Source organism: Streptomyces sp. NPDC104367 (assembly GCF_055583825.1).
The window spans coordinates 47,766-70,000 of sequence record NZ_JBVJND010000014.1 but is presented as its reverse complement, the minus strand read 5'-3'; the positions used below and the strand labels follow the sequence as shown (position 1 = coordinate 70,000).

The 22,235-nt window shown below is 71.7% G+C and carries 25 protein-coding genes; 23 read left to right on the top strand and 2 right to left on the bottom strand.

The features are described 5' to 3' along the window. Positions 1-200: 200 nt before the first annotated feature. A complete protein-coding gene (locus ACZ619_RS21970) occupies positions 201-1,070 on the bottom strand; it encodes a class I SAM-dependent methyltransferase (protein ID WP_469601377.1) in 870 nt (289 codons plus the stop codon). A 586-nt stretch (positions 1,071-1,656) separates the two neighbouring features. Here ACZ619_RS21970 and ACZ619_RS21965 point away from each other — a divergent pair. The 17 genes from ACZ619_RS21965 to ACZ619_RS21885 all read left to right on the top strand — a co-directional run bounded on the left by ACZ619_RS21965 (position 1,657) and on the right by ACZ619_RS21885 (position 14,803). Next, on the top strand, positions 1,657-2,253 hold the full coding sequence (locus tag ACZ619_RS21965) for a hypothetical protein (RefSeq protein WP_037741615.1): 597 nt from the start codon (positions 1,657-1,659) through the stop codon (positions 2,251-2,253). A gap of 279 nt (positions 2,254-2,532) precedes the next feature. Beyond that, on the top strand, positions 2,533-2,952 hold the full coding sequence (gene rpsP, locus ACZ619_RS21960; RefSeq protein WP_469601374.1) for a 30S ribosomal protein S16: 420 nt from the start codon (positions 2,533-2,535) through the stop codon (positions 2,950-2,952). A gap of 5 nt (positions 2,953-2,957) precedes the next feature. After that, on the top strand, positions 2,958-3,197 hold the full coding sequence (locus ACZ619_RS21955) for an RNA-binding protein (RefSeq protein WP_005479813.1): 240 nt from the start codon (positions 2,958-2,960) through the stop codon (positions 3,195-3,197). A 92-nt stretch (positions 3,198-3,289) separates the two neighbouring features. Beyond that, entirely contained in the window at positions 3,290-3,832 is a 543-nt protein-coding gene (gene rimM, locus ACZ619_RS21950) for a ribosome maturation factor RimM (protein ID WP_469601372.1), read from the top strand. Beyond that, the gene (trmD, locus tag ACZ619_RS21945; protein WP_469601369.1) at positions 3,832-4,665 is read left to right on the top strand and encodes a tRNA (guanosine(37)-N1)-methyltransferase TrmD; all 834 of its coding nucleotides are present in this window, start codon (positions 3,832-3,834) and stop codon (positions 4,663-4,665) included. The genes rimM and trmD overlap by 1 nt, the downstream gene beginning before the upstream one ends. 140 nt (positions 4,666-4,805) lie before the next feature. Beyond that, positions 4,806-5,156, top strand: a complete 351-nt coding sequence (gene rplS, locus ACZ619_RS21940) for a 50S ribosomal protein L19 (RefSeq protein WP_469601367.1) — start codon at positions 4,806-4,808, stop codon at positions 5,154-5,156. A 47-nt stretch (positions 5,157-5,203) separates the two neighbouring features. After that, positions 5,204-5,899 carry a signal peptidase I gene (gene lepB, locus ACZ619_RS21935; protein ID WP_469601364.1) on the top strand — a complete coding sequence of 232 codons (696 nt, stop codon included), beginning with the start codon at positions 5,204-5,206 and terminating at the stop codon, positions 5,897-5,899. Continuing rightward, positions 5,892-6,980 (top strand): signal peptidase I, encoded by a 1,089-nt coding sequence (gene lepB / locus ACZ619_RS21930; RefSeq protein ID WP_469601361.1) that lies wholly within the window; start codon positions 5,892-5,894, stop codon positions 6,978-6,980. The genes lepB (ACZ619_RS21935) and lepB (ACZ619_RS21930) overlap by 8 nt, the downstream gene beginning before the upstream one ends. After that, entirely contained in the window at positions 6,871-7,896 is a 1,026-nt protein-coding gene (lepB, locus tag ACZ619_RS21925) for a signal peptidase I (RefSeq protein ID WP_469601359.1), read from the top strand. The genes lepB (ACZ619_RS21930) and lepB (ACZ619_RS21925) overlap by 110 nt, the downstream gene beginning before the upstream one ends. Before the next feature lie 115 nt (positions 7,897-8,011). Next, a complete protein-coding gene (gene lepB, locus ACZ619_RS21920; protein WP_469601357.1) occupies positions 8,012-8,803 on the top strand; it encodes a signal peptidase I in 792 nt (263 codons plus the stop codon). Beyond that, the gene (locus tag ACZ619_RS21915; protein WP_469601355.1) at positions 8,793-9,296 is read left to right on the top strand and encodes an NUDIX hydrolase; all 504 of its coding nucleotides are present in this window, start codon (positions 8,793-8,795) and stop codon (positions 9,294-9,296) included. Before lepB (ACZ619_RS21920) ends, ACZ619_RS21915 begins: the two co-directional genes overlap by 11 nt. Positions 9,297-9,352: 56 nt before the next feature. Further along, positions 9,353-9,661 carry a DUF2469 domain-containing protein gene (locus ACZ619_RS21910; protein ID WP_003965949.1) on the top strand — a complete coding sequence of 103 codons (309 nt, stop codon included), beginning with the start codon at positions 9,353-9,355 and terminating at the stop codon, positions 9,659-9,661. Between the two features lie 118 nt (positions 9,662-9,779). Further along, complete coding sequence (locus ACZ619_RS21905) at positions 9,780-10,151, top strand: YraN family protein (RefSeq protein WP_469601353.1); 372 nt, start codon at positions 9,780-9,782, stop codon at positions 10,149-10,151. A gap of 1 nt (position 10,152) precedes the next feature. Then, positions 10,153-11,763, top strand: coding sequence for a YifB family Mg chelatase-like AAA ATPase (locus tag ACZ619_RS21900; protein ID WP_469601350.1), 1,611 nt, complete (start codon positions 10,153-10,155; stop codon positions 11,761-11,763). Further along, positions 11,760-12,908, top strand: coding sequence for a DNA-processing protein DprA (dprA, locus tag ACZ619_RS21895; RefSeq protein ID WP_469601348.1), 1,149 nt, complete (start codon positions 11,760-11,762; stop codon positions 12,906-12,908). The genes ACZ619_RS21900 and dprA overlap by 4 nt, the downstream gene beginning before the upstream one ends. Positions 12,909-13,296: 388 nt before the next feature. Continuing rightward, positions 13,297-14,139, top strand: coding sequence for an RNA polymerase sigma factor WhiG (gene whiG / locus ACZ619_RS21890; protein ID WP_469601345.1), 843 nt, complete (start codon positions 13,297-13,299; stop codon positions 14,137-14,139). A 106-nt stretch (positions 14,140-14,245) separates the two neighbouring features. After that, positions 14,246-14,803: a TetR/AcrR family transcriptional regulator gene (locus ACZ619_RS21885; protein WP_469601745.1), complete on the top strand. Its 558-nt coding sequence runs from the start codon at positions 14,246-14,248 to the stop codon at positions 14,801-14,803. Between the two features lie 106 nt (positions 14,804-14,909). Here ACZ619_RS21885 and ACZ619_RS21880 read toward each other — a convergent pair whose 3' ends face one another. Beyond that, positions 14,910-15,407 carry a peptidoglycan DD-metalloendopeptidase family protein gene (locus tag ACZ619_RS21880; RefSeq protein ID WP_469601742.1) on the bottom strand — a complete coding sequence of 166 codons (498 nt, stop codon included), beginning with the start codon at positions 15,405-15,407 and terminating at the stop codon, positions 14,910-14,912. A gap of 373 nt (positions 15,408-15,780) precedes the next feature. Here ACZ619_RS21880 and rpsB point away from each other — a divergent pair, with 373 nt between their 5' ends. The 6 genes from rpsB to ACZ619_RS21850 all read left to right on the top strand — a co-directional run bounded on the left by rpsB (position 15,781) and on the right by ACZ619_RS21850 (position 22,164). Next, on the top strand, positions 15,781-16,704 hold the full coding sequence (gene rpsB, locus ACZ619_RS21875) for a 30S ribosomal protein S2 (RefSeq protein ID WP_469601342.1): 924 nt from the start codon (positions 15,781-15,783) through the stop codon (positions 16,702-16,704). 132 nt (positions 16,705-16,836) lie between these two features. Beyond that, positions 16,837-17,673: a translation elongation factor Ts gene (tsf, locus tag ACZ619_RS21870; protein WP_469601339.1), complete on the top strand. Its 837-nt coding sequence runs from the start codon at positions 16,837-16,839 to the stop codon at positions 17,671-17,673. Positions 17,674-17,881: 208 nt separating this feature from the next. Beyond that, positions 17,882-18,640: a UMP kinase gene (gene pyrH, locus ACZ619_RS21865; RefSeq protein WP_469601338.1), complete on the top strand. Its 759-nt coding sequence runs from the start codon at positions 17,882-17,884 to the stop codon at positions 18,638-18,640. 146 nt (positions 18,641-18,786) lie between these two features. After that, on the top strand, positions 18,787-19,344 hold the full coding sequence (gene frr / locus ACZ619_RS21860; protein WP_469601336.1) for a ribosome recycling factor: 558 nt from the start codon (positions 18,787-18,789) through the stop codon (positions 19,342-19,344). After that, positions 19,344-20,633 (top strand): phosphatidate cytidylyltransferase, encoded by a 1,290-nt coding sequence (locus tag ACZ619_RS21855; RefSeq protein ID WP_469601334.1) that lies wholly within the window; start codon positions 19,344-19,346, stop codon positions 20,631-20,633. The genes frr and ACZ619_RS21855 overlap by 1 nt, the downstream gene beginning before the upstream one ends. A 274-nt stretch (positions 20,634-20,907) precedes the next feature. Next, complete coding sequence (locus ACZ619_RS21850; protein ID WP_469601331.1) at positions 20,908-22,164, top strand: cytochrome P450; 1,257 nt, start codon at positions 20,908-20,910, stop codon at positions 22,162-22,164. The last annotated feature ends 71 nt before the right edge of the window (positions 22,165-22,235 follow it).

The window sequence follows — 22,235 nt, the reverse complement described above, 5'->3', positions numbered from 1 at the left end:
GGGGCCGGTCGTCCCGTCACGTACGCTCACGCCCCCCGCGCCGCCCCGCGGGTCGCCCGAGGAGGCGGACGCCTACCGGATCGCCGGGATCACCCGGGTGTGAGCGCCCCCGAGGCGCGCGGGGAACCGCGGCCGGCCGCGACGGCGCCGCGGCCGAACGGCGGCGGTCCCTCCCGGGCGTCGGCCCACCCGGCGGCGCGTCAGCGCACGCGCGCGACCAGGTAGCGGAAGACGTTGGGCATCCACACCGTGCCGTCCGGGCGCTGGTACGGGTGGAGCGCCTCGGCCAGTTCCTTGTCGACCTGCTGCCGGTCCGTCGCCGTGATCGCCGCGTCGAACAGCCCGGTCGACAGCAGCCCGCGTACCGCGCTGTCCGGGTCCGCGTAGCCGAACGGGCAGGAGACCCGCCCGGACCCGTCGATGCGCAGGCCGGCCCGCTGGGCGACCTCCTCCAGGTCGTCCCGGCACGCGGGCCGCCAACTGCCCGCGCTGCGCAAAGGATCGGCCAACTTCGCGGCCACCCGCAGCACGGACGAGGTCGCGCAGCGCTCCGGCGGACCCCAGCCCGCCAGCACCACGGCCGCCCCGTGCTCCGCCAGCGGCACCGCGCCGGCGAGCAGCTCACCGAGCCCCTCGGCGTCCCCGGCCAGGCAGCCGATGGGGTCGAAGGCGGTGATCAGGTCGTACCCGGGCGCTCGCGCGCCCGCCCTGTCCGCCGCGTCGGGGGGTGCGCCCTCGACGATCCGGACGGCGCGGCCACGCGCGCGTGGCCCGGACGCCGGCTCGGGCAGCAGCCGCTCACGGGCGAGCGCCAGGCGCTCGGGGCAGGAGTCGACGCCGGTCACCGCGGCCCCTCTGGCCGCCGCCATCAGCAGGGCGAGACCGGAACCGCAGCGCAGGCCCAGCAGCCGCGTCGCGGGGCCCACTTCGAGCCGGTCGAGGACGGTCTCGTAGAGCGGGACCAGCATCCGCTCCTGGATCTCCGACCAGTCACGCGCGCGTGCGCCCGGGTCCACGCGGGGTGCGGAGTCCGCGTGGGACCGGTGCTGCCGCACGAGCGTAGGTGTCATAGGTAAGCGCCCCAATCCGCCGAGAGTTACGCACTGACCGATTCCGTGGCCCCCGTGCCGTGCGCTCGCACTTCCCACGTATGCCACATAACTCCGGGCTCGCGGTGGCGTCCAGGGGTCGCGGGTCCCGGCTTGTACGTGCGCTGTGACTGTGGCGAGATTTCACATCCCGGCAACTCGGGGCTCTACCATCGGACCCACGACGCGGCGGTTTTGGCCATGGTCGGCCCGGACGGCGACGGGACGGCGTCCGCCGCCCGGGACGGGGCGGCGCAGGGCGGCCGCGGGCTCCCGGGTAACGTCGGGGGCCCCGGTGGCGCTGACCGAGGTAGCGTCCCGTGCCACCAGAGCGACCGAAACGCCTCTTGCGCAGCCGCCGGCCGCGACCGCCCCCGCCCCGTACCGGCGGTACGCGTCGGGTCGTACGTCGGACTACGCACCGGCTTGGTACGAGCTGTGAGGCTTCTCCGCAGATCAGCGCACCCGTACTCGTCTCCACGCATCAGCGGCAACTGACGGGTACGTGCAAATTATTTGGGATGCCCCGGAATAGGAACACAGCGGCACTCCCGCTCGTTGTCATTACGTGAGCACGACACAGACACCACCTGTTCTCGCCGCAGAGCTGGCAGAGGCGTGGGCCGACATTCAGCGGTACCACCCCGAGCTGCCGGACCTTGCCGCGCCAGAGTCCCTGATCGGGGAGTCGTCGTCCGCGTGCGGTCACGAGCTCTCCTTCGAACGACTGCTCCATGAGGCAGTCCACGGCATCGCCGCCGCCCGTGGAGTCCGCGACACCTCCCGGGCCGGGCGCTACCACAACCGCAGATTCCTCGCGATCGCCGAGGAGCTGGGCCTGGACCATCCCGACGAGCCGCATCCCAGCAGCGGCTTCTCGCTGGTCACGCTCAACCCCGAGGCGAAGCGCCGCTACCGTCCGACCATCGAGCGGCTGCAGCGCGCTCTCAAGGCACACACGGTGGCCACCTCGGCCGACACCTCCCGTACGTTCCGCGGCCCGGCCGCCCGCCACGGCTCGTCCGGCGGCGGCGTCCGGGTCAAGGCGGTCTGCGACTGCGGTCGCAACGTCCGGGTGGTCCCCTCGGTCCTGGCCCAGGCCCCCATCGTGTGCGGCGGCTGCGGCAAGCCGTTCCGCATCCCGGAGGTCGTCGGGGCGGCGTAGGTCACGGCTGCTCGTGGCAGCCGCAGCCGTCGCCGCACCGTGATGCCGGTCAACGCACCCGACGTACACCACCTCCACGCCGGGTGCGCCTCCGGCCTGCCCGCGCGACCGCCGGACAGCGGGACCCGCGGGGTGTGGCACAATGGCTAGCTGTACTCGACAGCCGCACAGGACCCCTCTCTCCTCCGGCTGACGCGTCCATCGGGCACTCGGGTACCGCAACCCCACGCGGCAGTCTCGCCGTGCCCAACCACGTCAAAACCAGGAGAACCCACTCCCGTGGCAGTCAAGATCAAGCTGAAGCGTCTGGGCAAGATCCGTTCGCCTCACTACCGCATCGTCGTCGCCGACTCCCGCACCCGCCGTGACGGCCGTGCGATCGAGGAGATCGGCAAGTACCACCCGACCTACAACCCGTCGGTCATCGAGGTGGACGGCGACCGCGTCGCCTACTGGCTCGGCGTCGGCGCCCAGCCGACCGAGCCCGTGCTCGCCATCCTGAAGAAGACCGGCGACTGGCAGAAGTTCAAGGGCGAGCCCGCCCCTGCTCCGCTGCTCGTGGCCGCGCCGAAGGCCACGCGTCCGTCGTTCGAGGCGCTCGGCGGTGACGACGAGGGCAAGGGTGAGGCGATCACCCAGAAGAAGAAGGCCGAGAAGAAGGACGAGGCCGCTGCTGAGTCCGAGTCGACCGAGGCCTGAGCAGCATGCTCGAAGAGGCGCTTGAGCACCTCGTGAAGGGCATCGTCGACAACCCCGACGATGTGCAGGTCGCCTCGCGCGACCTGCGCCGCGGGCGCGTGCTGGAGGTCCGGGTGCACCCCGACGACCTCGGCAAGGTGATCGGCCGCAACGGTCGCACCGCCCGCGCCCTGCGCACCGTCGTGGGCGCCATCGGCGGTCGCGGAGTCCGTGTCGACCTCGTCGACGTGGACCACGTCCGCTGACGCTTTCGCAGCACCGGCTCGGGCCGGGGATGGCCACTGGCCGTCCCCGGCCCGCAGTCGTATGAGCAGGAGACGACAGGAGAACCAGCACAGTGCAGCTCGTAGTCGCACGGATCGGCCGCGCCCACGGCATCAAGGGCGAGGTCACCGTGGAGGTACGCACCGACGAACCGGAGCTCAGGCTCGGGCCGGGCGCCGTACTCGCCACCGATCCCGCCGGCGTGGGACCGCTCACCATCGAGGCGGGCCGCGTGCACAGCGGCCGCCTGCTCCTGCGCTTCGAGGGCGTCAAGGACCGCACCGGCGCCGAGGCCCTCCGCAACACCCTCCTGATCGCCGAGATCGACCCGGAGGAACTGCCCGAGGGCGAGGACGAGTACTACGACCACCAGCTCATCGACCTGGACGTGGTCACCGCGGACGGCACCGAGGTCGGCCGGATCACCGAGATCTCGCACCTGCCCTCCCAGGACCTGTTCATCGTCGAGCGCCCCGACGGCAGCGAGGTGATGATCCCGTTCGTCGAGGAGATCGTCACCGAGATCGACCTGGAGGAGCAGCGGGCGGTCATCGCGCCGCCGCCCGGCCTGATCGACGACCGGGCCGAGATCGCCTCCTCGCGGGACGAGTCGTGATGCGCCTCGACGTCGTCACGATCTTCCCCGAGTACCTGGAACCGCTGAACGTCTCGCTGGTCGGCAAGGCACGCGCGCGTGGGCAGCTCGACGTCCATGTGCACGACCTGCGCGCGTGGACCTACGACCGGCACAACACCGTGGACGACACCCCGTACGGCGGCGGCCCCGGCATGGTCATGAAGACCGACCCCTGGGGCGACGCCCTCGACGCCGCGCTCGCCGACGGCTACGAGACCGGCTCGCACGCCCCCGCGCTGATCGTGCCCACCCCGAGCGGCCGCCCCTTCACCCAGGAACTCGCCGTGGAGCTCTCCGAGCGGCCCTGGCTGATCTTCACACCGGCCCGCTACGAGGGCATCGACCGGCGCGTCATGGACGAGTACGCGACCCGGCTGCCGGTCTACGAGGTCTCCATCGGCGACTACGTGCTGGCCGGCGGCGAGGCCGCCGTACTGGTGATCACGGAGGCCGTGGCCCGGCTGCTGCCCGGCGTCCTCGGCAACGCCGAGTCGCACCGGGACGACTCCTTCGCGCCCGGCGCCATGGCCAACCTCCTGGAAGGCCCCGTCTACACGAAGCCGCCCGTCTGGCGCGGCCGGGACATCCCCGAGGTGCTGCTCAGCGGCCATCACGGGAAGATCGCCCGCTGGCGCCGCGACGAGGCGCTGCGGCGCACCACGGCCCACCGGCCCGACCTGATCGAGGGCTGCGACCCCAAGGCCTTCGACAAGAAGGACCGCGAGATGCTCTCCATCCTGGGCTGGGAGCCCGACCGCGAGGGCGAGCCGTACGGCCGATTTTGGCGCCGGGCCGCGGGCATGGAAGAATAGGCGGCTGTTGTGCTGTGAACCGTCCGGTGTGCGCCCCTGCCGCAGGGGGACACGACGCCCGTCCCGACGCCACGGCCCTCTTCCGAACCACCTCTAGTTGCCGTTGATGACCTGTGGCATCAGCGAAGAAAGCAGACGAAATGTCCCACCTGCTCGACTCCGTCGACGCCGCGTCGCTGCGCAGCGACGTCCCGGCCTTCCGCCCGGGTGACACCGTCAACGTCCACGTCCGCGTCATCGAGGGCAACCGCTCCCGTGTGCAGCAGTTCAAGGGCGTTGTGATCCGTCGCCAGGGCAGCGGTGTCCGCGAGACCTTCACGGTCCGCAAGGTCTCCTTCTCCGTCGGCGTCGAGCGCACCTTCCCGGTGCACACCCCGATCGTCGAGAAGATCGAGCTCGTCACCCGCGGTGACGTGCGTCGCGCCAAGCTGTACTACCTGCGCGAGCTGCGCGGCAAGGCCGCGAAGATCAAGGAGAAGCGCGAGAAGTGATCTCGCGCGACGGGGTTCTCATCGAGGCCGGATAACATCTGGCCCCGATGGACACCGAAGCACAGCCCACGGAGCGCGACCGCTCCTCCAGCCCCGAACCAGAGGCCGCGGAGGACCGGTCGCGTTTCGCGTTCCCGGCCCGGATCACCGACTGGCTGCCGGGCGGCTGGATCACCCTGACCCTCTTCGCCTGCCTGGCGTTTTTGCTCGTCCTCAACGCTTTCGTGGCTCAACCATTCCAGATTCCCAGCGGATCCATGGAAGAGGGATTGAGGATCGGGGACCGCGTTCTCGTAAATAAGTTGGCGTACCGTTTCGGTGCCGAGCCGCGCCGGGGAGATGTCGTCGTGTTCGACGGAACCGGGTATTTCGGGGACGCCGACTACATCAAGCGCGTCGTCGGTGTGGGAGGAGACCACGTGGTCTGCTGCGACAAGGAGGGGAGGATCGAGGTGAACGGCCGCTCGGTCGACGAGACCGCGTTCCTCTTTCCCGGGGACAGCCCCTCCAGTGTGGCCTTCGACGTCGTCGTACCCGAGGGCAGGCTCTTCGTCCTCGGCGACCACCGCGGCGACTCCAGCGACTCACGCGACCACCTGGGCTCACCCGGCGGCGGCATGATCCCCGTCGGGGAGGTCATCGGCCGGGCCGACTGGATCGTCTGGCCGTACGCGCACCGGACCCACCTGACCCGTCCCGACGCCTACGCGCGCGTGCCCGCGGCGGAGGGCGCGCATGGGTAACCGGGGCAGGCCGCGCGGAGTGGCCACGGACGCGGCCGCCAACCTGCTGCCCACCGGTGCCCGGCGCACCTCCGGCCCGTCCGGCGGCCGCAGCCGCGCCGAGCGGCGCAAGCTGCAGCGCAAGGTCAAGCGCAAGCGCAGGCGCGGTGCGGTGCGGGAGATTCCGCTGCTGGTCGGGGTGGCCGTCCTGATAGCGCTGGTGCTGAAGACGTTCCTCGTGCAGGCCTTCGTGATCCCGTCGGGCTCCATGGAGCAGACGATCCGCATCGGTGACCGCGTCCTGGTCAACAAGTTCACCCCGTGGTTCGGGTGGCAGCCGCACCGCGGTGACGTCGTCGTCTTCCACGACCCGGGCGGCTGGCTGGCGGACGAGCAGACCACCAAGGCGGACGACCCGATCGTGGTCAAGCAGGTCAAGGAAGGGCTCACCTTCATCGGTCTGCTGCCCTCCGCCAACGAGAAGGACCTGATCAAGCGGGTCATCGGTGTCGGCGGCGACCGCGTGAAGTGCTGCGACTCGCAGGGCCGGGTGACCGTCAACGGCGTGGCCCTGACCGAGGGCGACTACCTGTATCCCGGGAACGCACCCTCCACTCAGAAGTTCGACATCACCGTGCCCCAGGGGCGGCTGTGGGTGATGGGCGACCACCGCGGCAACTCGGCCGACTCGCGGGCCCACCAGGACACCGACTACGGCGGCACGGTCGCCGTGACGTCGGTGGTGGGCCGGGCCATGATGATCGGCTGGCCCATCGGCCACTGGACCAGTCTCGACGAACCTAAAACCTTCGCAAGCGTTTCCAACTCCGTGTCGGGGTCGACCGCGGCTCCCCAGCTGTCGCATAGGGTTGCCTCCGACGATCCGAACGGATACATCCAACTCCCGACCCCTGCGGAACTCCCGCTCGTTATGGGAGTGGTGGGCCTTCGCCGGGGATGGCGCGGGCGGCGGCACGGAGTGAGGAGTTGGCGTGGGGGATGTGGCGGTAGGCGCACGGTCGGGACACGACGGCGAAGAGCACGGCGGGCGCCCCGAGGAGAATGTCCCCAGCGCAGACGGTGGTTCCGCCTCCGGGAGTGACGCCGGACCGGCCGAGGCGGGCGCCCCGGCGGACGGGCCGTACTCCGGCGGAGACGGCGCCGGCACGGACGAGGGGGCGGGCGGTTCGGCGGCGGCCGCGCCGAAGAAGCCGCGGTCGTTCTGGAAGGAGCTGCCGATCCTGATCGGTATCGCGCTGGTCCTGGCGCTGCTGATCAAGACGTTCCTGGTGCAGGCCTTCTCGATCCCGTCGGACTCGATGCAGAACACCCTCCAGCAGGGTGACCGGGTCCTGGTCGACAAGCTCACCCCGTGGTTCGGCTCCGAGCCGGAGCGCGGCGAGGTCGTCGTCTTCCACGACCCGGACGACTGGCTGGCGGGCGAGCCCGCGGCCCAGCCGAACGCGATCCAGACCTTCCTGAGCTGGATCGGCCTGATGCCGTCCGCCCAGGAGAAGGACCTCATCAAGCGGGTCATCGGCGTCGGCGGCGACACCGTCACCTGCAAGAACAGCGGCCCGCTCATGGTCAACGGCCATGCGCTGAACGAGCCCTACGTGTACCCGGGCAACACCCCGTGCAGCGTCGACGACCAGGGCGGCCAGTTCACGGTCAAGGTGCCCAAGGGCTACATCTGGGTGATGGGCGACCACCGCCAGAACTCCCGCGACTCGCGCTACAACCAGTCCGACAAGCACCACGGCATGGTCCCGGTGAAGGAGGTCGTCGGCCGCGCGATCGTCAAGGCCTGGCCGATCAACCGCTGGGGCACGCTGCCCGTCCCGAGCACCTTCGACCAGTCGGGCATCGGCACGCAGTCGTCCGCCGCCGCCTCCCTCACGGTGGCTCCGCAGGGCGTGGCCGTCGCGGCCGTCCTGCCGGTCGCGGTGTGGCGCCGTCGCCGGGGCGACCGGACCGGGGCGAAGTTCGAGAAGCGCGCGGCCGCCGGCAAGCCCTGACGGCGCTCCGCGACCGTCCGCCGGCCCACCCATGTGAAACCCTTGGGGAGCTTGTGACCAGGGGCGGGGAAGAAGGGCTGCCCCTGCCCGGTACCGCCGGGTAGGGTGCGGCCTCATGGGTGGCGAGAGCACGATACGTACGGCCCCGCGCAGCGGCGGAGGCACCGGGACGGGCGCGGCGCGGACCGGCGGCAGCACCCTCGGGCACCGGCTGTCCGGGATCGCCGTCGCGCTGGGCATCGTGCTCTTCCTCGGCGGATTCGGGTGGGGAGCGGTGATCTACCGGCCCTACACCGTCCCCACCGGTTCGATGACGCCGACGATCGACGCCGGGGACCGGGTCCTCGGCCAGCGCATCGACGGCAGCCAGGTGCGCCGGGGCGACGTCGTCGTCTTCCACGACACCAGCTGGGTCACCAACGCGGACGTCGTCAAGCGCGTGGTCGCGGTCGGCGGCGACACGGTCTCCTGCTGCACCGACGGCAAGCTGACCGTCAACGGCAAGCAGATCGACGAACCGTATCTGCCGGCGGGCAGCCTGGCCGAGCTCCAGGACTTCCCGACCGTCACCGTCCCCAAGGGCCGGCTCTTCCTCCTCGGTGACGAGCGCCAGGGCTCCCTGGACTCCACCGCCCACCTCACGGACGCGGCCAAGGGCACGGTCGCGCGCAGCGCCGTCAGCGCCCGGGTGGACGCCGTCGTCTGGCCGATGAAGGGCCTGCTGGCGCGCCCGACCGGCTTCGAGACGCTGGGCACCCTCTCGCAGCCGGGCCCGCTGCGGATCATCGAGTTCCTGATCGTCGCCGGTGCCGTGCTGGTGCTCGGGGGCGGTGCTTACGGCCCGGTCGCCAAGGTGCTGGGCCGCTCCCGCTCCGCGGGCCGCAAGGAGCCCGCCGGTGCCCGCTGAGGCCACGGAGGGCGGGCCGCGCAAGGTGGCCCGGGTGGTGCTGCTCGACCCCGACGACCGCATCCTGCTCCTGCACGGCCACGAACCCGACGACCCCGCCGACGACTGGTGGTTCACGCCCGGCGGCGGGCTGGAGGGCGACGAGACCCGTGAGCAGGCCGCGCTGCGGGAACTCGTGGAGGAGACCGGCATCACGGAGGTCGAACTCGGCCCCGTGCTGTGGCGGCGGATGTGCTCCTTCCCGTTCGCCGGCCGCCGCTGGGACCAGGACGAGTGGTACTACCTCGCCCGTACGACGCAGACGGCCGTCGAGGCCACGGCACTGACCGAGCTGGAGCGGCGCAGTGTGGCCGGAGCACGTTGGTGGACGTGCCAGGAACTGACCCGGGCACATGAGACGGTGTATCCGACCAGACTCGCCGAGCTGTTCCGTAGGCTGCTCGACGAAGGTCCCCCCGCCGGGCCCGTGACCCTTGACACGGAAATCGTCTAGGGGCGCGCGGGACTGGCGCACAATGGTGGGATCGCACGGCTGAAGGGGAACATGCCATGAGCGCCGAGGACCTCGAGAAGTACGAGACCGAGATGGAGCTGAAGCTCTACCGGGAGTACCGCGATGTCGTCGGTCTGTTCAAATACGTGATCGAGACCGAGCGGCGCTTCTACCTCACCAACGACTACGAGATGCAGGTGCACTCGGTCCAGGGCGAGGTGTTCTTCGAGGTGTCCATGGCGGATGCCTGGGTCTGGGACATGTACCGGCCGGCTCGGTTCGTGAAGCAGGTCCGTGTCCTCACGTTCAAGGACGTGAACATCGAGGAGCTGAACAAGAGCGACCTGGAGCTTCCGGGCGGCTGAGCCCCGCCCGGTGGTCGCTCGTGCGGGTGACGAAGTTGTCCACAACCGCTGAGCCGTCCACCAAGATCAACACCTTGGCCGGGTGTGCGTGACCGTTGGCGCCGGAGGTGGTGCCGACATGAACACCAATCTGGCACGCAGTGCACTCGGCAAGTACGGCGAGACGCTGGCCGCGCGGCGGCTGGCGTCGGCCGGTCTGACGGTCCTGGAGCGCAACTGGCGCTGCGGCAGGACGGGCGAGATCGACATCGTGGCACGGGACGGCGACGTCCTGGTCGTCTGCGAGGTCAAGACCCGGCGGGCGGGGCCCTTCGGGCACCCCATGGCCGGGGTGACCCCGGAGAAGGCGGAGCGGCTCCGCGGCCTCGCCGAACACTGGATCCACGCCCACGGAGGGGCACCCCCGGGCGGCGTCCGCATCGACGTGGTCGGCGTGCTCCTGCCCCGGCGCGGCGCGCCCGTCGTCGAGCACGTGCGGGGGGTGGCCTGAGATGGGGTTCGCGCGTACCTGCTCGGTGGCGCTGGTGGGCGTCGAGGGCGTGGTGGTCGAGGTCCAGGCCGACCTGGAGCCCGGGGTCGCGGCGTTCACGCTGGTGGGGCTGCCGGACAAGAGCCTGACGGAGAGCCGGGACCGGGTCCGGGCCGCGGTGGTCAACTCCGGCTGCGCCTGGCCCTCGAAGAAACTGACCGTGGGGCTGAGTCCGGCCTCGGTGCCGAAGAGCGGCAGCGGCTTCGACCTCGCCGTCGCCGCCGCCGTCCTCGGGGCGGCCGAGCGGATCGACCCCCGGGTGCTCGCCGAGATCGTGATGATCGGCGAACTGGGCCTGGACGGCCGGGTGCGGCCGGTGAGGGGCATCCTGCCCGCCGTGCTGGCCGCCGCCGACGCCGGATACGAGCAGGTGGTCGTCCCGGAGAGCGCGGTACCGGAGGCCTCGCTGGTGCCGGGGGTGTCCGTGCTGGGCGTCCGGAGCCTGCGCCAGCTGATCGCGGTCCTCACCGACGAACCCGTGCCCGACGAGGAGCCCGTCCCCGGGGAGATCCGCCCCGACCCGTTCCTCGCCGGACTCGCCCTCCCGGGCATGGGACTGGGCACCGGCACCGCGACCGGCGAGCACGCGCCCGACCTGGCGGACGTCGCCGGGCAGCACGTGGCCCGGGCCGCCCTGGAGGTCGCGGCGGCCGGCCGGCACCACGTCTTCTTCAAGGGGCCGCCCGGCGCGGGCAAGACCATGCTCGCCGAACGGCTGCCGGGGCTGCTGCCCGAGCTGAGCCGCCAGGAGTCCCTGGAGGTCACCGCCGTCCACTCGGTCGCCGGGATGCTGCCCCCCGGCCACCCCCTCGTCGACAGGCCGCCCTACTGCGCCCCGCACCACTCGGCCACCATGGCCTCCCTGGTCGGCGGCGGAAGCGGCCTGCCCCGCCCCGGAGCGGTCTCCCTGTCCCACAACGGCGTACTTTTCCTCGACGAGGCGGCCGAGTTCCACGGCAGTGTCCTGGACGCCCTGCGCCAGCCCCTGGAGTCGGGGCACGTGGTGGTCGCCCGGGCCGCCGGGATGCTGCGGATGCCCGCGAGGTTCCTCATGGTGCTGGCCGCCAATCCCTGCCCCTGCGGCCGCCACGGCACCCCCGGTGACGCCTGTGAATGCCGGCCCTCCTCGATCAAGCGGTACCGGGCCCGGCTCTCCGGCCCCCTGATGGACCGCGTGGACCTCAGGGTGGCCGTCGAACCGGTCGCCAGAGAGGAACTGCTGCGCCTCCACCGGGCCGCCGAGCCGTCCGCCGCCGTCGCCGACCGGGTGCGCGTCGCCCGGGAGCGGGCCGCCCGGCGCTACGAGGGGCTGCCCTGGCGCACCAACAGCGAGGTCCCCGGCCACGAGCTGCGCACCCGCTGGCACGTCCGGCCCGGGGCGCTCGCCAAGGCCGAGCTGGACCTCGACCGGGGCCTGCTCACCGCCCGCGGCCTCGACCGGGTGCTCCGGGTCGCCTGGACCCTCGCCGACCTGGCGGGCCACGACCGCCCCACGGCCAACGACGTCAACCTCGCGCTGGAACTGCGCACCGGGATCAGGCGCGGCGCGGTCCTGGAAGGGGCCGCGTCATGAACGACGCCGGACCGCTCGCCCGGATCTTCCTCACCCGGGTCCTGGAGCCCGGCGACGAGACGGGCGGGCGGTGGCTGCGGGAGTACGGGCTCCCGGAGGTGGTCCGGCGGCTGCGCGAGGGCGGGGCGGCGGCCCTGCCCGGGGTGAGCGGGGCACGCTGGACCGGCCTGCGGGCCCGGGCCGCCCAGGCCGACCCGGAACGGGACCTCGCGACCGCGCGGGCGGCCGGGGTGCGCTTCGTCGCCCCCGGTGACGGCGAGTGGCCCAGCCAGCTCGACGACCTCGGTGACGCACGGCCCCTCGGGCTCTGGGTGCGGGGGCGGGCCGGGCTGCGGATGTGGGGGCTGCGGGCCGTGGCCGTCGTCGGGGCGCGGGCCTGCACGGAGTACGGCGCGCACATGGCGGCCACCCTCGCCGCCGGACTCGCCGAGCGCGGCTGGGTCGTGGTGTCCGGCGGAGCCTACGGCGTCGACGGCGCCGCCCACCGCGGAGCCCTCGGCGCCGGCGGGGCCACCGTCGCCGTGCTGGCCTGCGGGGTCGACCGGCCCTACCCCCGCGGACACACCGAGTTGATCAGCAGGATCGCCGAACAGGGACTGGTGGTGGGGGAGTTGCCGCCCGGCGAGCATCCGACGCCCAGCAGGTTCGTGCTCCGCAACCGCGTCATCGCCGCCCTCACCCGGGGCACCGTGGTCGTGGAGGCCGCCCACCGCAGCGGCTCCCTGGTCACCGCACGGGCGGCACAACGGCTCGGCCGGTTCACCATGGGCGTCCCCGGCCCCGCCACCAGCGGCCTCTCCGCCGGAGTGCACGAACTGCTGCGCGGCGAGGCCGTGCTGGTCACCGACGCCGCGGAAGTCGTCGAACTCGTCGGCGACATGGGAGAACTGGCCCCGGCCAGACGCGGCCCCGTCCTCCCGCGCGACCTGCTGGAACCCGCCGCCCGCCGGGTCCTGGCCGCACTGCCCGGCGACCGGCCCGCGTCACCCGAAGAGGTGGCACGCGGCGCGCAGACGTCCCCGGACGAGGCCGTCGCGAGACTGTACGAACTCCGAGCACTTGGTTACGTCGAACGACACGGCGACGGCTGGAAGTTGACACGCCAGGCGGTGATCTCGGTCCGGGGCGGTCGGAGTCTGTGCTGACCGAGGGTGTTCGGCCGTCCGGGCTAACCCCGACGCCCTTGGTAATTCCCGGAGTTGACACCCGGGGCCGATCACGCAGAGCTACCCGCCGGGCGCGGCCGGACGCCCCGTACAGGGGGTTCGCGCGGGGGTGGAGCCTCGTTGTTCGCACACCGCGACTCCTCAGTCACGCTACGCTCACGAAAGTCCGGCGCAGACCGCGCCGATCCGACACCGCACCGACAGCCCGACACCGCACCGACAGCCGCCCGGCGGACCCTTCTCCGGCCTCCTCCACCCTCTTCCACCCTCCTTCGCCCCCTTCCCCCCACCCCGCCCCGCTCACCGCACCTCGCGGCACATCACGGCACTTCCTGGCACTTCACGGCAGAACGGCACTAGGCGACGAATGCCCCAGCACACCTCCGGGTCCGACCGGGCGGCGATCCCCCCAGCCGCCCGTGACGGTGGCAACGTGCGGCCGCCCGCTCCCTCGACGCTCGACGAGCTGTGGCGGTCGTACAAGGACACGGGGGACGACCGGCTGCGGGAACAGCTGATCCTGCACTACTCACCGCTGGTGAAGTACGTGGCGGGACGCGTGAGCGTCGGACTGCCGCCCAACGTGGAGCAGGCCGACTTCGTCTCCTCCGGGGTGTTCGGCCTCATCGACGCGATCGAGAAGTTCGACGTCGACCGGGAGATCAAGTTCGAGACGTACGCGATCACCCGGATCCGGGGCGCGATGATCGACGAGCTGCGGGCGCTGGACTGGATCCCACGCTCGGTCCGGCAGAAGGCGCGCAACGTGGAACGGGCGTACGCCACGCTGGAGGCACGGCTGCGGCGCACGCCCTCGGAGAGCGAGGTGGCCGCCGAGCTGGGCATCGAGGTCGAGGACCTGCACGCCGTCTTCAGCCAGCTGTCACTGGCCAACGTGGTGGCGCTGGAGGAGCTGCTGCACGTCGGGGGCGAGAGCGGCGACGGGCTCAGCGTCATGGACACGCTGGAGGACACCGCCGCGGACAACCCCGTGGAGGTGGCCGAGGACCGTGAGCTGCGACGGTTCCTGGCGCGGGCCATCAACACGCTGCCGGAGCGGGAGAAGACCGTGGTGACGCTCTACTACTACGAGGGGCTCACCCTCGCCGAGATCGGCAACGTGCTCGGGGTCACCGAGAGCCGCGTCAGCCAGATCCACACCAAATCCGTGCTGCAGCTGCGCGCCAAGCTGGCGGGTTTCGGCCGCTGAGGGCGTTCGGACCCGCCGGAGTGAGCCGTGTCCCGGCCGGTGTGGCTCCCCTCCGGGGGGCTGCGTCCGTAGAGTGGTTGACGTGCCAAGGATTCGAGCGGCCTCCGTGGCCGAGCACCGGTCGATGCAGCGAGCCGCCCTGCTGGACGCGGCGCGGTCCCTCCTGTCCGAGGGCGGGACGGAGGCGCTGACCTTCCCCGCGCTCGCCGAGCGGACGGGGCTCGCGCGGTCGTCGGTGTACGAGTACTTCCGCTCCCGGGCCGCCGTGGTCGAGGAACTGTGCCAGGTCGACTTCCCCGTCTGGGCCGCCGAGGTCGAGGCCGCGATGGAGCGGGCAGATTCGGCCGAGGGCAAGGTCGAGGCGTACGTCCGGCAGCAGCTGGCCCTGGTCGGGGACCGGCGGCACCGGGCGGTGGTCGCGATCTCGGCGAGCGAGCTGGACGCGGGCGCGCGGGAGAAGATCCGGGCCGCCCACGGAGGCCTGGTCGCGATGATCGTGGAGGCGCTCGGGGAACTGGGGCACGCGCAGCCCCGGCTGGCCGCGATGCTGGTGCAGGGGGTCGTGGACGCGGCCGTACGCCGAATCGAGCTGGGCGCGGCCGAGGACCCGGAGGTCATCACGGCCGCCGCCGTGGCCATGGCGCTGCGGGGCGTCCGGGGCTGAGGGCGCCCGCGCCCCGCGAGGGGCACGGGGAACCATGCGGCCTGCGAGGGGCACGGGGGACCGCGCGCCTCGCCCCGTCGGCCCGCGGTCGCGCGCCCCGCGGCCGTCAGCCCGCAGGAAGCGGGACCCCGAGCACCGGCAGCAGTCTCGACGGACCCCGGTTCAGCAGCCACGGCGGCAGCAGGAGCAGCGGGTCCAGGTACGCGTCGCCCCTGAGCAGCCCCCAGTGCACACAGGTACGCCCGCCGCAATGCGCACCCGCGGCCTCCACCGTCCCCACCATCTCGCCCGCCGCCACCTCGCGCCCCTTCTCCACCGTCGCCTTCACCGGCTCGTAGGTCGTGCGGAGATCCGTCCCGGAGATGTCCACCGACACCACACCCCGCCCCGCCACCCGCCCCGCGTAGGACACCCGGCCCGCGGCCACCGCCCGCACCGGTCCGCCCACGGGCGCGGCCATGTCGACGCCGCGGTGCCCGGGGCCGTACACCGTCGCGGGCGGTTCCCAGCCGCGCAGGACCGGCGGCCGTACCCCCACCGGCCAGGCGCGGGCGACCGCCGGCACCGGTGCGGTGGGCGGATCGTCCGCCCGCGCCGCCGGCATCCCCAGCACCAGGGGCACCGCCGACGCCGTGCACATCAGCCGAGCCGCCCACCGAACCGTTCGCCGGCCCGCCCCAGGGGCCGTCCCTCGCGTGATCGTCATGCCCGAACCGTCCCGCATCTCCGCCGATCATGGCCGGTACCTGTGGATTACTCCCCGGTTGTGCACAGCGGCGTCACCCGGTACCCCGTGGGTCCCGTACACTTCTTACGGCGATCCGGGTCACCGGGTCGACTTCGCACGCCCCGACACCAGGTCAGCAGGACGATCTGGGTCAGCGCTTCTCGGTCCTTCGCGGCACAGTGCACCCGGGCGTCAGGCGCGGGAGCCGTCCGGCACCCGCGGCACAACCGAGAAACTCAAGGAGATGGCCATGGCCGTCGTCACGATGCGGGAGCTGCTGGAGAGCGGCGTCCACTTCGGTCACCAGACCCGTCGCTGGAACCCGAAGATGAAGCGCTTCATCTTCACCGAGCGCAACGGCATCTACATCATCGACCTGCTCCAGTCGCTGTCGTACATCGACCGCGCCTACGAGTTCGTCAAGGAGACCGTCGCCCACGGCGGCACGGTCATGTTCGTCGGCACGAAGAAGCAGGCGCAGGAGGCCATCGCCGAGCAGGCCACCCGCGTCGGCATGCCCTACGTCAACCAGCGCTGGCTGGGCGGCATGCTCACCAACTTCTCGACCGTCTACAAGCGTCTGCAGCGCCTCAAGGAGCTCGAGCAGATCGACTTCGAGGACGTCGCCGCCTCCGGTCTGACCAAGAAGGAGCTTCTCGTGCTCTCGCGCGAGAAGGCCAAGCTGGAGAAGACCCTCGGTGGTATCCGCGAGATGCAGAAGGTGCCCAGCGCCGTCTGGATCGTGGACACCAAGAAGGAGCACATCGCGGTCGGCGAGGCCCGGAAGCTCAACATCCCGGTCGTCGCCATCCTCGACACCAACTGCGACCCCGACGAGGTCGACTACAAGATCCCGGGCAACGACGACGCGATCCGCTCCGTCACCCTGCTCACCCGCGTGATCGCCGACGCGGTCGCCGAGGGTCTGATCTCCCGCTCCCGCGTCGCCACCGGCGACAAGGGCGAGAAGCCCGCGGCCGAGCCGCTGGCCGAGTGGGAGCGCGACCTGCTCGAGGGCGAGAAGAAGGCCGACGAGGCGGAGAAGCCCGCCGAGGCCCCTGCCGCCGAGGCCGCTGCCGCCGAGGCTCCGGCTGCCGAGGCTCCGGCCGCCGAGGCCGCTGCCGAGACCGAGGCTGTCGCCGAGGCCCCGGCCGCGGACGCCGAGCAGGCCTGACCCGCAAGCGTTGACGGCGGGGGCGGCGACATCCCGAACGCCCCCGCCGTTCACCCATAGGTTCGCGCTCCACATCTACGTGTGGATCGTGGATCGGGCAGATCTTCCGACTTCGAGAAAGACTTACGACTCATGGCGAACTACACCGCCGCTGACGTCAAGAAGCTCCGCGAGCTCACCGGCGCCGGCATGATGGACTGCAAGAAGGCGCTGGACGAGGCCGAGGGCAGCGTCGACAAGGCCGTCGAGGCGCTCCGCATCAAGGGCCAGAAGGGCGTCGCCAAGCGCGAGGGCCGCTCCGCCGAGAACGGCGCCGTGGTCTCGATCATCGCCGACGACAACTCCTCCGGCGTGATCGTCGAGCTGAAGTGCGAGACGGACTTCGTCGCCAAGGGTGAGAAGTTCCAGGCCGTCGCCAACCAGATCGCCGCGCACGTCGCCGCGACCTCCCCGGCCGACCTCGAGGCCCTGCTCGCCTCCGAGATCGAGGCCGGCAAGACCGTCCAGGCGTTCGTGGACGAGGCCAACGCCAACCTCGGCGAGAAGATCGTCCTGGACCGCTTCGCCCAGTTCTCCGACGGCTTCGTGCTCGCGTACATGCACCGCACGATGCCCGACCTGCCCCCGCAGATCGGTGTCCTCGTCGAGCTGGACAAGCCGAACGCCGACGTCGCCAAGGGCATCGCGCAGCACATCGCCGCCTTCGCGCCGAAGTACCTCTCCCGTGAGGACATCCCGGCCGAGGTCGTCGAGTCCGAGCGCCGCATCGCCGAGGAGACCACCCGCGCCGAGGGCAAGCCCGAGGCCGCGATCGCCAAGATCGTCGAGGGTCGCCTCAACGGCTTCTTCAAGGACGCCACGCTGCTCGGCCAGCCGTACGCGCTGGACAACAAGAAGTCGGTCCAGAAGGTGCTGGACGAGGCCGGTGTCGCGCTGAAGCGCTTCGCGCGCATCAAGGTCGGCATCTGAGTCCGTACCGCGATCGACGCGCGACCCACGGGGAAATCCCGATAGGGTCGGTCGACAGCAGTCGTCCGTACACACCGGCACACACAGGGACGTGACGGACGGCGGCAGATCTGACGAGGAGGCCATTGCCGCGCATGGGCAGCGAAAAGCGACCCCACCGGCAATGGCCTTCTTCGTATGTGCAACACGTGAAAGAGGCGGGATCCCCATGACCACCAAGGCTCAGAAGAGCGACGACGGCAAAGTACGCGGCCGGTTTCTGCTGAAGCTGTCCGGAGAGGCCTTCTCCGGAGGCGGCGGCCTGGGCGTGGACCCCGACGTGGTGCACAAGATCGCCCGTGAGATCGCGGCCGTCGTCCGCGACGGCGCCGAGATCGCCGTCGTCATCGGCGGCGGCAACTTCTTCCGCGGCGCCGAACTCCAGCAGCGCGGCATGGACCGGGCCCGCTCGGACTACATGGGCATGCTCGGCACCGTGATGAACTGCCTCGCCCTCCAGGACTTCCTGGAGAAGGAGGGCATCGACTCCCGGGTGCAGACCGCGATCACCATGGGCCAGGTCGCCGAGCCGTACATCCCGCTGCGCGCCGTGCGCCACCTGGAGAAGGGCCGCGTGGTCATCTTCGGCGCCGGTATGGGCATGCCGTACTTCTCCACCGACACCACCGCCGCCCAGCGCGCCCTGGAGATCGACGCCGAGGCGCTGCTCATGGGCAAGAACGGCGTGGACGGGGTCTACGACTCCGACCCCAAGACCAACCCCGACGCCGTCAAGTTCGACTCGCTCGGCTACGGCGAGGTCATCACCCGCGAGCTGAAGGTCGCCGACGCCACCGCGATCACGCTCTGCCGTGACAACAAGCTGCCGATCCTGGTCTTCGAGCTGCTGGCGGAGGGCAATATCGCGCGCGCCGTCAAGGGTGAGAAGATCGGCACTCTGGTGGGTGACCAGGGCAGCCGGTCCTGACCGGTAACGCCTGACGCACCCTGACCGGGGGATGGACAATGTCCTGCCGGTCGGGAACCGTGCAGGAAAGAAGACGCGACGAAGCCGGCCGCCGCCCCGCAACGGAACCGCAGCCGGGCCTTACTCAAGACACGCAGGAGCAAGTGGTGATCGAAGAGACCCTCCTCGAGGCCGAGGAGAAGATGGAGAAGGCCGTCGTGGTCGCCAAGGAGGACTTCGCCGCGATCCGCACCGGCCGTGCGCACCCGGCGATGTTCAACAAGATCGTGGCCGACTACTACGGCGCGCCGACGCCGATCAACCAGCTGGCCTCGTTCTCCGTGCCGGAGCCGCGCATGGCGGTCGTGACCCCGTTCGACAAGACGGCCCTGCGCAACATCGAGCAGGCGATCCGCGACTCGGACCTGGGCGTCAACCCGAGCAACGACGGCAACATCATCCGTGTGGTGTTCCCCGAGCTCACCGAGGAGCGCCGCCGCGACTACATCAAGGTCGCCAAGGGCAAGGCGGAGGACTCCCGGGTCTCCATCCGTTCCGTCCGCCGCAAGGCCAAGGACGCGATCGACAAGCTGATCAAGGACGGCGAGGTCGGCGAGGACGAGGGCCGCCGCGCCGAGAAGGAGCTCGACGACCTCACCTCGAAGTACGTCGCCCAGGTGGACGAGCTCCTCAAGCACAAGGAAGCGGAGCTTCTCGAAGTCTGATGAACGACTCATCCTGGGGAGCGCCGCCAGACGCCGGGCCGCAGGCCGGGTCACCGGCCGGGTACTGGGGGCCGACCGATCAGGGCACCGGGCACGGGTACGACCAGGGCCCTGCCGTCGGGTACGGCCAGGGTCCCGCCCACGGGTACGGCCAGGGTCCCGCCCAAGGCTTCGGCCAGGGGTACGACCACGGCCACGCCCATGGCCACGACCAGGGGTATGTCCAGGGAGCCGCCCCGGCGGGTCCCGCGTACGATGCGCATGACGCGCAGCAGACTCGCCCCATGCCCATCGTGCCCGACGACGTACCCGCGTACGGCTCAGACCAGGACGACGACCGGGGGGCCGCTCGGCTGAGCGGTCCCTTGTTCCGTGACGACACCCCGTCGGCGCAGCCCCTGCCTCACGCGGCGGCGCCGCAGAATCCGGAGCCCATGCCCGACGCCCCACAGCCGGCGCCCGCGCCGCAGAAGAAGAGCGCGGGCCGCGACCTGGGTGCGGCCATAGGCGTCGGTGTGGGACTGGGCGTCGTGATCGTGGCGTCCCTGTTCGTCGTCAAGGCCGTCTTCGTCGGCGTGGTCGCGGTCGCCGTCGTGGTGGGTCTGTGGGAGCTGACCAGCCGGCTCCAGGAGCGCAAGGGCATCAAGGCGCCGCTGGTCCCGCTGGCGCTCGGCGGCGCGGCGATGGTCGTCGCCGGCTATGTGCGCGGTGCCGAGGGCGCCTGGGTCGCCCTGGCGCTCACCGGGCTCGCGGTGCTGGTCTGGCGGATGACGGAACCGCCGGAGGGCTACCTCAAGGACGTCACGGCGGGCCTCTTCTCGGCGTTCTACGTCCCGTTCCTGGCGACGTTCGTCGCGATGATGCTCACCGCCGACGACGGCGCGTTCCGGGTCATGACCTTCCTGCTCCTGACGGTGGTCAGCGACACCGGCGCCTACGCGGTCGGCTGGCGCTTCGGCACCCACAAGCTCGCCCCGCGCATCAGCCCCGGCAAGACCCGCGAGGGCCTGGTCGGCGCGGTGCTGTTCGCCATGGTCGCGGGCGCGCTGTGCATGCAGTTCCTGATCGACGACGGCACCTGGTGGCAGGGCCTGCTGCTGGGCCTCGCGGTCGCCGCCAGCGCCACCCTCGGCGACCTCGGCGAGTCGATGATCAAGCGGGACCTCGGCATCAAGGACATGGGCACGCTGCTTCCGGGCCACGGGGGCATCATGGACCGCCTGGACTCCCTGCTGCCCACGGCTCCGGTGGTGTGGCTGCTGCTGGTGCTGTTCGTCGGCAGTCGCTGACACGCGGGCGTACGCACGACTCACGTGACCGGGCCCCCGTCCTCCCCAGGGCGGGGGCCCGGCCGTGTCCCGGCCCCGGATGCCGCAGCCGAAACCGCAGCCTCTGATGCCGCGTAGCCGAAACCGCAGCCTCTGATGCCGCAGCCGCAGCCGCAGCCGCAGCCGCAGCCGAAACCGCAGCCCCGGATGCCGTAGCTGAAATCGCAGCCCCGGGTGGGCCGGAGGACACTTCGAGTGCGGATGCAGTCTCTTTTGACGTGCAGGGAGTGTGCCCATGCCCCTCGACCCAGCCCCGGCCTCCACCCCGGCCTCCACCCCGTCCCCGACCCCGCCGCCTCCGCCGGTGCGGTTCTGGCCCGTCGACGACCTGCCGGCGCTCGACCCCGACCCCTTCCTGGACGAGGTGCTGCGCGAGGAGCCGGTCACCCGCATCAGGCTCGCGCACGGCGAGGGACACGCCTGGCTGGTCACCCGGTACGAGGACATCCGCTTCGTCACCGCGGACCCGCGCTTCTCCCGGGAACAGGTCGTCGGCCGTGACGTCACCAGCATGCGCCCGGAACCCGTCGCCTCGCAGACCGCGGGCCTCCAGTACATCGACCCGCCCCGGCACAACCGGCTGCGCCGGGTCGTCGCCCGGGCCTTCACCGGGCGGGCCATGCAGCGGCTGCGCCCGCTGGCCGAGCGCAGGGCCGCCGAACTCCTCGACGCGATGGAGGGGGCGGGGCCGCCGGCCGACCTCATGGAGCATCTGCACGGCCCCTTCCCGATCGCCGTGATCCGCGACTTCCTGGGCGTCGACGAGAAGGACTGGCACCGCTGGGCGGCGACCGGCGAGGTCCTGCTGTCCGCGGGCGCCGACGCCCAGGAGCGTGCCGCGGAGGCCGCCCGGGCCACCCGGGCCCGCATCGCCGAGCTGTTCCAGCGGCGTCGCGAGGAGCCCCGCGAGGACCTGGCCGGGGTGCTGGCGCTGGCCGCCGCGGCCGGGGAGATCACCGACGACGAGGCGATCTCCCTGGCCACCGCCATCCAGGTCAGCGGCGGCCACGCGGTCCGCAACAACAGCGGCTCGATGATGTACGCGCTGCTCACCCACCCCAAGCACCTGGAGCGGCTGCGCCGGGAGCCGGAGCTGCTGCCCAAGGCCGTCGACGAGCTGTTCCGCTACGTCCCGCACCGCAACGGCGTCGGCATCCCGCGGGTCGCCGTCGAGGACGTCGAGGTCGGCGGCCAGCTGATCCGGGCCGGTGAGGTCGTCTACAACGCGTACGTCGCCGCCAACCGGGACCCCGCGGTCTTCCCCGACCCCGACGCCCTGGACTTCGACCGCGCCGACGGCCCCCACCTGGCCTTCGGGCACGGGCCGCACCACTGCATGGCCGCGATCATGGCCCGGATGGAGGCCGAGGTCCTCATCGCCTCGGTCCTGGACCGCTTCCCGGAGATCCGCCTGGCCGTACCCCCCGAGGAGGTCGAGTTCCAGCGCCAGGGCCTGATCCGGGGCCCCCGCACCCTCCCCGTGACCTGGTGACCGAGGCCCCCGGCACAGCCCCACCGGGCCCCGGCCGGGGCCCGTCCACAGGGCGGCAGGGTCACCCGTGT

Bases quoted from the DNA above. Each gene is read 5' to 3' on its own strand.
- ACZ619_RS21970 (WP_469601377.1), bottom strand. From the start codon at position 1,070: ATGACACCTACGCTCGTGCGGCAGCACCGGTCCCACGCGGACTCCGCA.
- ACZ619_RS21955 (WP_005479813.1), top strand. From the start codon at position 2,958: ATGCTCGAAGAGGCGCTTGAGCACCTCGTGAAGGGCATCGTCGACAAC.
- trmD (WP_469601369.1), top strand. From the start codon at position 3,832: ATGCGCCTCGACGTCGTCACGATCTTCCCCGAGTACCTGGAACCGCTG.
- rplS (WP_469601367.1), top strand. From the start codon at position 4,806: ATGTCCCACCTGCTCGACTCCGTCGACGCCGCGTCGCTGCGCAGCGAC.
- lepB (WP_469601364.1), top strand. From the start codon at position 5,204: ATGGACACCGAAGCACAGCCCACGGAGCGCGACCGCTCCTCCAGCCCC.
- lepB (WP_469601361.1), top strand. From the start codon at position 5,892: ATGGGTAACCGGGGCAGGCCGCGCGGAGTGGCCACGGACGCGGCCGCC.
- lepB (WP_469601357.1), top strand. From the start codon at position 8,012: ATGGGTGGCGAGAGCACGATACGTACGGCCCCGCGCAGCGGCGGAGGC.
- ACZ619_RS21910 (WP_003965949.1), top strand. From the start codon at position 9,353: ATGAGCGCCGAGGACCTCGAGAAGTACGAGACCGAGATGGAGCTGAAG.
- ACZ619_RS21905 (WP_469601353.1), top strand. From the start codon at position 9,780: ATGAACACCAATCTGGCACGCAGTGCACTCGGCAAGTACGGCGAGACG.
- ACZ619_RS21900 (WP_469601350.1), top strand. From the start codon at position 10,153: ATGGGGTTCGCGCGTACCTGCTCGGTGGCGCTGGTGGGCGTCGAGGGC.
- dprA (WP_469601348.1), top strand. From the start codon at position 11,760: ATGAACGACGCCGGACCGCTCGCCCGGATCTTCCTCACCCGGGTCCTG.
- whiG (WP_469601345.1), top strand. From the start codon at position 13,297: ATGCCCCAGCACACCTCCGGGTCCGACCGGGCGGCGATCCCCCCAGCC.
- ACZ619_RS21880 (WP_469601742.1), bottom strand. From the start codon at position 15,407: ATGCCGGCGGCGCGGGCGGACGATCCGCCCACCGCACCGGTGCCGGCG.
- rpsB (WP_469601342.1), top strand. From the start codon at position 15,781: ATGGCCGTCGTCACGATGCGGGAGCTGCTGGAGAGCGGCGTCCACTTC.
- tsf (WP_469601339.1), top strand. From the start codon at position 16,837: ATGGCGAACTACACCGCCGCTGACGTCAAGAAGCTCCGCGAGCTCACC.
- pyrH (WP_469601338.1), top strand. From the start codon at position 17,882: ATGACCACCAAGGCTCAGAAGAGCGACGACGGCAAAGTACGCGGCCGG.
- ACZ619_RS21855 (WP_469601334.1), top strand. From the start codon at position 19,344: ATGAACGACTCATCCTGGGGAGCGCCGCCAGACGCCGGGCCGCAGGCC.
- ACZ619_RS21850 (WP_469601331.1), top strand. From the start codon at position 20,908: ATGCCCCTCGACCCAGCCCCGGCCTCCACCCCGGCCTCCACCCCGTCC.